Genomic DNA, 6712 nt, shown 5'->3' with positions numbered 1-6712 from the left:
CGCCTCCTGCACATCTCCCTCGACGGCCTCAGCAGCCGCAACACCGAACCCCTGCCCGAACCCGCAACCCACCCGGACACACCCAGCAACGACTGACCGGGGGACCTGCGTTTCGGCCCTGTTCTTCCGAAGCTGCCACAAAGCGACAAGTAGCTCAGCGTGTTGCTAGGGCCTTCCTTCTGTGCGGGGTTCAGGAACTTCGCTGCCGGGGCGGGCGGCGAAGTCGGCACGGGGTCTGTTCGACGGCTTCGGGGTATGCCTCGCGCCTGGCGTGTTCGGCGAGCGCCCGGTAGATGCCGGCGACGGATGGGCTTTGTCCCTTGCGCTTGCCTGTGGGGATGATCAGGTCGGGCTGGATCTGCTCGACGGACTCGCCCAGCGCCTGGCGGCGGAGCACGGTGTGGAACATGTCGTCAGTGATGATCGGCAGCCGGCCGCCGTACTTGCCCTTGCCGGCCGCGGTGTCGAGCGCTTCCAGCGTGGACTCGTGGATGTTCTCCCGCTCGGGCTCCGCATCGCGGCGAAGAGCGCGAACAGCAGCTTGCCCGGCCCGGTGGGGTCCTAGATGCCGGGCAGCGGACCGGCGAGCATCTCCAGGACCAGGCCGTGGGCGGTGAGGTGGTTTGAGTGAGAACGGGTTCTGTGGACAGATCCGAGGTTGGCGGGGGTCCGGCGGCCCTTGATCGATCTTTCTCGTGCAGAGGACCCGTTTATGAGAGAGATCGTTTCATCCTGAAGTTGCAGGTCACGGGGCTGGTGTCGCCGGTCATGGGGGTGCTCGTGCTGGTCGGTGGCGTGATCGGTAGCAGGTGATCGTCTGGTCATGGAGTGATTGGCCGGAACTGCGGCCGCGGGGCGTCCGTGCCGTCTACTGTCCACGGAATCACGGCAGTTCACGGGGCGGGAGACGGGGGCAGCGGGTGGCTGCGGTGCTGACGTGGGTGACTCAGCGGCGGGTCGTGCTGACGGACCGGGGCGCGCAGTTGGGCAAGGAACTCGCGGAGGCGGAAGCCGAGGTGGCCCGCCTGGCGGCGGCTGTAGCAGCGTGCCGTTGCCCGGCGCGAGGCACATCAGCGCCACCGTCGGCGACCGAGCACGTCGAAGAGGCGCTGGAGCGGATCACAGCCGAGGTCGCGCCGCAGCTCGCTTGAAAGCGCTGCACGCGCGTGTCCTGCCTCACAATCGAGGCCGCTGGGCAACCCTTCCTATGCTGAAATCTTCTCCTTGAGGTGAAGATCCTCAAGAGGCGGCCTCGCCTGCTCATACTCCTGACCCTGGCCGTGGTGGCGGCCGTGACGGTGACCGTCGGCATGGTCATCCAAGCGAACAAGATGGAGACGCTCTCCCCGCGCGAGGAACGTGACCGGGCCGCGTCTGGAGCAGGCGTACCGTCGGGACAGGTGGACTGTCGGAAGGTCAAGTGCATCGCGCTCACCTTCGACGGCAACCCGGGCGAACCCACAGACCGGCTGATGGACCTCCTGAAGAAGTACGAGGCGCCGTCGACGTTCTTCCTTGAGGGCCGGCGCATCCACAAGTTCCCGGATGTGGTGCGGCGGATCGCCAAGGACGGCCACGAGATCGGGGACCACACCTGGACGCACGCGGTTCTGACCGATGTCTCTGATGCGCAGATCCGCGACGAGCTGCGCCGCACGGCACGGGCCATCTCCGGCATCACCGGCACCGAGCCGACGCTGATGCGCCCGCCCCAGGGCCGCACCGACGACCGCGTCTCCAAGGTCGCGAAAGAACTGGGGATGGCGCAGGTGCTGTGGACGGTGACCGCGAAGGACTACGAGACGGACGACACGGCGCTGATCACCAAGCGCGTGCTCGACGGCGCCGGCCGCGACGGGATCATCCTGCTCCACCCGCTGCACAAGGGCACCGTGCCGGCCATGCCTTCCATCCTGAAGGCGCTCAGCAAGCAGGGCTACACCTTCGTGACTGTTTCCCAGCTGCTCGCTCCGGCCAAGGCCGAGCCCGGCAAGATCTACAAGTGACTGACTGACATGCGAAGCGTCCGCCTCATGGGTCCCTCGCCATCACGGCAGCGGCGGCCACCGGTTCCGCCGAACTCCGGTGACTCGTTCTGCATCCCATTGATCGATTTTCAATTCGCAGGTCGGGCCGCTGATGTGGGTGGAGATTGACGCGCTCGTGCTCATCTCGGACGTGATCATTAGCAGGTGAAATGGTGACGCCCGGGGCGGGTGGGATGCGGCTGATCCGTCACCAGGCAGCTACGCGAGGCCGGCCTCGGCGCCCTGGCCGACCTCGGTTTCGTCGGCCTCGACGACGACCCCGACGATGATCCGGTCATCATCACGGGCCGCAAGGCGACCCGCTCCCACCGCCTCACCGACGCCGAGAAGGAGGCGAACCGGCTGGTCAACTGCGAACGCGCCGCCGTCGAGCACGGCTTCGCGAACCTGAAGACCTGGCTCATTCTGACAAAGGTCCGCATGAACCTCCACCACGCCACCACGCTGCTACGGGCCCTGCTCGTTTCTGGCGAACCGCGAAATCCAGCGGTGACAGACGATCACCTGACGGCGATCACTCCGCCTGCCAGCACGAGGACCGCATCACGGGCTCACACCAGTACCACGACCTGCGAGTTCAAGATGAAACGATCTCAGAGTCGCGGGAGACCCGTCGGGTACCGAGGCCCGGTACGGAGCACGTCCGCGCGCTCACTCGGCGCCTGGTCGGGCTCCGGGTGAGGCGGGCGGTTCAACGTCGCTGATGTGGGCGGCGAGGTTGGTTTCGAGGCGTTCGAGGACGGCGAGGGTTTCGCGGCATTCGTCGTCGGTGAGGTCGCTGACGGCGTGGTCCTCCAGGCGTGCCCAGAGGTCTTCGACCTGTTGGCGCAGGGCGTGGCTGGCGGTGGTGGGCTCGACCAGGACGGAGCGCTTGTCGCTGGTGGAGGGTACCCGGCGCACGAAGCCGGCCTTCTCCAGACGCTGGATGGTGCGGGTCATGGTGGCGGCATCAGCGCCGACGTGCCGGGCCAGGTCGGTCTGGCGCATCCGGCCGCGGTCCCACAGCTGCATCATGACCAGTTCCTGGGCCGGGTGCAGACCGACTTCGCGCAGCAGCTGGCCGGCGAGCATACGGTGCAGGCGGGCCACCCGGAAGATCGCATGGCTGATCGGTCCGCGGCGTGCGGCCTCGGGGAGTTCCCCGGTCTCGGGGACCTGGGGCATTGCCTCGGATTCCACGGCGCTCCCTTCTGCTTTTCTCAACGCGCAGCCGTGCTTGCAGCACCTGCACGCGGCAGCCGGCGCTGGGCCGACCGCCGCGGACAGGCCCTCAGGTCCGCATCCTGAAGGCAGGGTATGGGCTGTTCAGGCGTGGCATGACCGATGGGCTCGGGTCCGGCGCCGAACCCTCAGGCGCGGGCTTCCTCCAGTGTGGGGTAGTCGGTGAAGCCCTTGCCGTCGCCGCCGTAGAAGGTGGACGGGTCGGGGGTGTTGAAGGGGCCGCCCTGGGCGAGGCGGGCGGGGAGGTCGGGGTTGGCGAGGAAGAGGGCGCCGTAGGCGAGCAGGTCGGCGGTGTCGTTCTCGACGAGTTCCAGCTCGGTCGGCCCGGTGGGCTGCCCGCCGCTGGCGGGGTTGAGGATGTAGGTGCCGGGCCAGGTCTTGCGCAGCCTGAGGGTCAGATCGCGGACGCCGTCGACCTCCAGCTGGTGCAGGTAGGCGAGGTTCAGCGAGGCGAGGGCGTCCACCAGGGCGGTGTAGGTGGTCTCCAGGTCGGTGGCGTCGGACTCGTCGATGTCGTTGAAGGGGTTGCCGGGGGACATGCGGAAGCCGACCTTGTCGGCGCCGATGGCCTCGGCGACGGCCTTGGCGGTCTCCACCGCGAAGCGGATACGCCTTTCGGGGCTGCCGCCCCATGCGTCGTTGCGCTGGTTGCTGTTCGGGGCGAGGAACTGGCTGATCAGGTAGCCGTTGGCGCCGTGCAGCTCGACGCCGTCGAAGCCGGCCTCGACGGCGTTGCGGGCAGCGGTGGCGAAGTCGTCGATGGTGGCGCGGATCTCCGCGTCGGTCAGCTCGTGCGGGGTGACGAAGTCCTGGGGGCCTTCGTGGGTGTAGACCTGCCCCGTGGCCCGGATGGCGGAGGGACCGACGGGCTGCAGGCCCATCAGTGCCGGGTGGCCGACCCGTCCGGTGTGCATGATCTGGAGGTAGATCACGCCGCCGCGGGCGTGCACCGCGTCGGTCACCGTACGCCAGGCCGCGATCTGCTCGGCGGTGTGGATGCCGGGGGTGTCGGGGTAGCCCTGGCCGACCCTGGAGGGCTGGACGCCCTCAGTGACGATCAGTCCGGCGGAGGCACGCTGCGCGTAGTAGTCCGCCATGAGCGATGTGGGGCTCTGGCCGGGCCCGTAGGCACGGCTGCGGGTCATCGGTGCCATCACCAGGCGGTTGGCCAGGAGCCGGCCGCCCAGCTGGTAAGGCTCGAATGCCTTCGACATCATCATCTCTTCTCGCGGGGGAGGGGTTGCGTCACACGGCTGCGAAAGTGTCTTCTCGAACCGTTACTTGTCCGAACAGGTAAATACGGTCCGGACTTCCCTATATGAATGTGATTCACATCACGAGCGAGAGAGGGTCAAGTTAAAAAGTGCACTTGAGGATCCTGCACTGACAGCCTGCGATTGGCGTCAGAGGTGCGCTTGGCCTTTGCTTGTTCGAGCAGGCATAAGGGGGAAGTTCTCCGTGTGGCCTCCGCCCGGCTTGCGCTGGGTCAGCTGCGCAGCCCCCGCAGCATCACCCCCAGGTAGCGGCGGCCGGAGTCCAGACGCTCCTCTTGGTCGTCGGCATGCACGCCTGCGGCGTAGGCGATTCCGCACATGAGGGGCAGTAGATCGTCCCAGGTGACGACGCCCTCAACCGATCCCGCCGCCTGTGCGCGCTCCAGCAGGCGGCCGGCGAGTGTGTCCAGTGTGGCGGTGAGCTCCTGGGTGCGGGGCAGGACGCGTTCGGGGGCGGCGCGGACGAGGGTGATGGAGGGGTCGGTCAGCTGCATCTCGAGGGTGGTGCTGAGGAAGTCGGTCAGGGCGCCCCAGGGGTCCTCCTCGGTCAGGGCCTGTTCCGCGCGGGCGATCAGATCCTCCAGGCCCGGGGCCGCCACGGTCTCCATCAGGGCCTCGGGTGTCGGGAAGTGCCGGTAGGTCGTGGCCACCCCCACGCCGGCGAGGCGGGCGATGTCGTTGAGCAGCAGAGGAGTGCCTTCGTCGATGAGTCGGCGGGCCACGTCGAGGATGCGCTGCCGGTTGCGGGCAGCGTCCTTGCGCATCGGTGCAGGGGTCATACCCCCAGCATAAGTGGATGAGTCATCCGGTTCGTGTTACGTTGAAATGGATAGCTCATCCGTTTCGATGGGGCGCCGCTTCGCGTCCCGAGGAGAAGCCGCTATGGCGTTCACCGTCACCGAGGTCCCGGGCCTGCCCGCCGGGTTCACCGACACCTTCACCAGCCGCACCGTCACCACCGGCGAGGTGACCCTGCACGCCGTCGTCGGCGGCGACGGCCCGCCGCTGCTGCTCCTGCCCGGCTGGCCCCAGTTCTGGTACAGCTGGCGCCTGGCCATGCCCGCCCTGGCCGAGCACTTCACCGTCATCGCCCCCGACCTGCGCGGCATGGGCGCCAGCGACAAGCCCGCCACCGGCTACGCCGCCGCCGCCCTTGCCGACGACATGGCCGAGCTGATGACCGCACTCGGCCACGAACGCTTCGCCGTCGTCGGCTACGACCTTGGCATGCTGGTCGCCTACGCCCTGGCCGCAAGCCACCGCGACCGCGTCACCCGCTTCGTCGGCGCCGAGTCGATCCTCCCCGGCCTCACCCCGTTCCCGCCGATGCTGACGGACCCGACCACCAACGAGGTGATGTCGCACTTCGTCATCAACCGCCTCGCAGACCTCAACGAACGCCTGATCGCCGGCCGCGAGGAGATCTACTTTGGCCACCAGTTCGCGTCCAAGACCGCTACCCCCGGCGCCATCCCGCAGTACGCCGTGGACCTGTACGTCGACCACCTGCGCGACCCGGCCGCCCGGCATGCCAGCTTCGAGTACTACCGCACCCTCGACACCACCGCCGAGCACGTCCAGCGCTGGCGCGACCACGGACCGCTGACCATCCCGGTGCTGGCCATCGGCGGCCAGTACAGCACCGGCACCATGCCCGCGGAGACCATGCGCCTGGTGGCCACCGACGTCACCGAACTGGTCATCTCCCAAGCCGGTCACTTCCTGCCCGAAGAAGTTCCGCAGGAGCTGACGAAGCGGCTGCTGGACTTCCTGCGCTGACCCGACCGGTCAGCACCAACTGCGAGGTGAGGGGCCCGGTGAACCGGCCCCCTCACCTGTTTCCTGACGGCGGACGCGGCCGCCCAGGGAAGGCGAAGGCGTCACCGGCCCCGAAGAAGACGACCGGCCGCAGGCCCCGCAGCGCCCGATAGCCCAACAGCCAGGCCGGCAAGCCGACTTGCCGCACCTCCTACGCCCCTCAAGCGTGCCGGCCGCCTGACGGAACACAGCCTGCGCCACGGTACGAGCCGGACCTGCTATCCCCCCGCCGCTGCGGTGCACGGGGGCGCAGCGCGACGCCGTACCCGCGTCTGCGCGCCGCGAGTGGCGGGCTCGCGAGGGCCCCAAGCGGCAGTGACGAGGAGAAGAGGAGAAGGCGTGCGAGGACCT

General features: G+C 68.3%; 8 protein-coding genes. 4 read left to right on the top strand and 4 right to left on the bottom strand.

The features are described from left to right. Nucleotides 1–190 precede the first annotated feature (190 nt). On the bottom strand, nt 191–409 hold the full coding sequence (locus IH68_RS58755) for a hypothetical protein (protein ID WP_234341790.1): 219 nt from the start codon (nt 407–409) through the stop codon (nt 191–193). A 532-nt stretch (nt 410–941) separates the two neighbouring features. Here IH68_RS58755 and IH68_RS0144295 point away from each other — a divergent pair. From IH68_RS0144295 to IH68_RS59590, 3 genes are all read left to right on the top strand, one after another. Further along, nucleotides 942–1151: a hypothetical protein gene (locus IH68_RS0144295; protein ID WP_159403843.1), complete on the top strand. Its 210-nt coding sequence runs from the start codon at nt 942–944 to the stop codon at nt 1149–1151. Between the two features lie 78 nt (nt 1152–1229). Then, nucleotides 1230–2006: a polysaccharide deacetylase family protein gene (locus IH68_RS0144290; protein WP_030948142.1), complete on the top strand. Its 777-nt coding sequence runs from the start codon at nt 1230–1232 to the stop codon at nt 2004–2006. A gap of 264 nt (nt 2007–2270) precedes the next feature. After that, the gene (locus IH68_RS59590) at nt 2271–2729 is read left to right on the top strand and encodes a hypothetical protein (protein WP_324607701.1); all 459 of its coding nucleotides are present in this window, start codon (nt 2271–2273) and stop codon (nt 2727–2729) included. On the opposite strand, the gene IH68_RS0144280 is transcribed toward IH68_RS59590, so the two are convergent. The 3 genes from IH68_RS0144280 to IH68_RS0144270 all read right to left on the bottom strand — a co-directional run bounded on the left by IH68_RS0144280 (nt 2700) and on the right by IH68_RS0144270 (nt 5322). Continuing rightward, nucleotides 2700–3212: a MarR family winged helix-turn-helix transcriptional regulator gene (locus IH68_RS0144280; RefSeq protein WP_199931993.1), complete on the bottom strand. Its 513-nt coding sequence runs from the start codon at nt 3210–3212 to the stop codon at nt 2700–2702. The two genes, IH68_RS59590 and IH68_RS0144280, sit on opposite strands and share 30 nt — an antisense overlap. Before the next feature lie 185 nt (nt 3213–3397). Next, nucleotides 3398–4483, bottom strand: coding sequence for an alkene reductase (locus IH68_RS0144275; protein ID WP_030948137.1), 1086 nt, complete (start codon nt 4481–4483; stop codon nt 3398–3400). A gap of 272 nt (nt 4484–4755) precedes the next feature. After that, a complete protein-coding gene (locus IH68_RS0144270; RefSeq protein WP_030948134.1) occupies nt 4756–5322 on the bottom strand; it encodes a TetR/AcrR family transcriptional regulator in 567 nt (188 codons plus the stop codon). Between the two features lie 103 nt (nt 5323–5425). Between IH68_RS0144270 and IH68_RS0144265 the strand changes: the two genes are divergently transcribed. Next, entirely contained in the window at nt 5426–6322 is an 897-nt protein-coding gene (locus IH68_RS0144265) for an alpha/beta fold hydrolase (RefSeq protein WP_030948131.1), read from the top strand. The last annotated feature ends 390 nt before the right edge of the window (nt 6323–6712 follow it).

This window comes from Streptomyces sp. NRRL S-646 (assembly GCF_000720765.1).
Lineage (GTDB): Bacteria > Actinomycetota > Actinomycetes > Streptomycetales > Streptomycetaceae > Streptomyces.
Note: the sequence above shows the minus strand (reverse complement) of the source record. Positions and strands in the feature narration are given on the sequence as shown.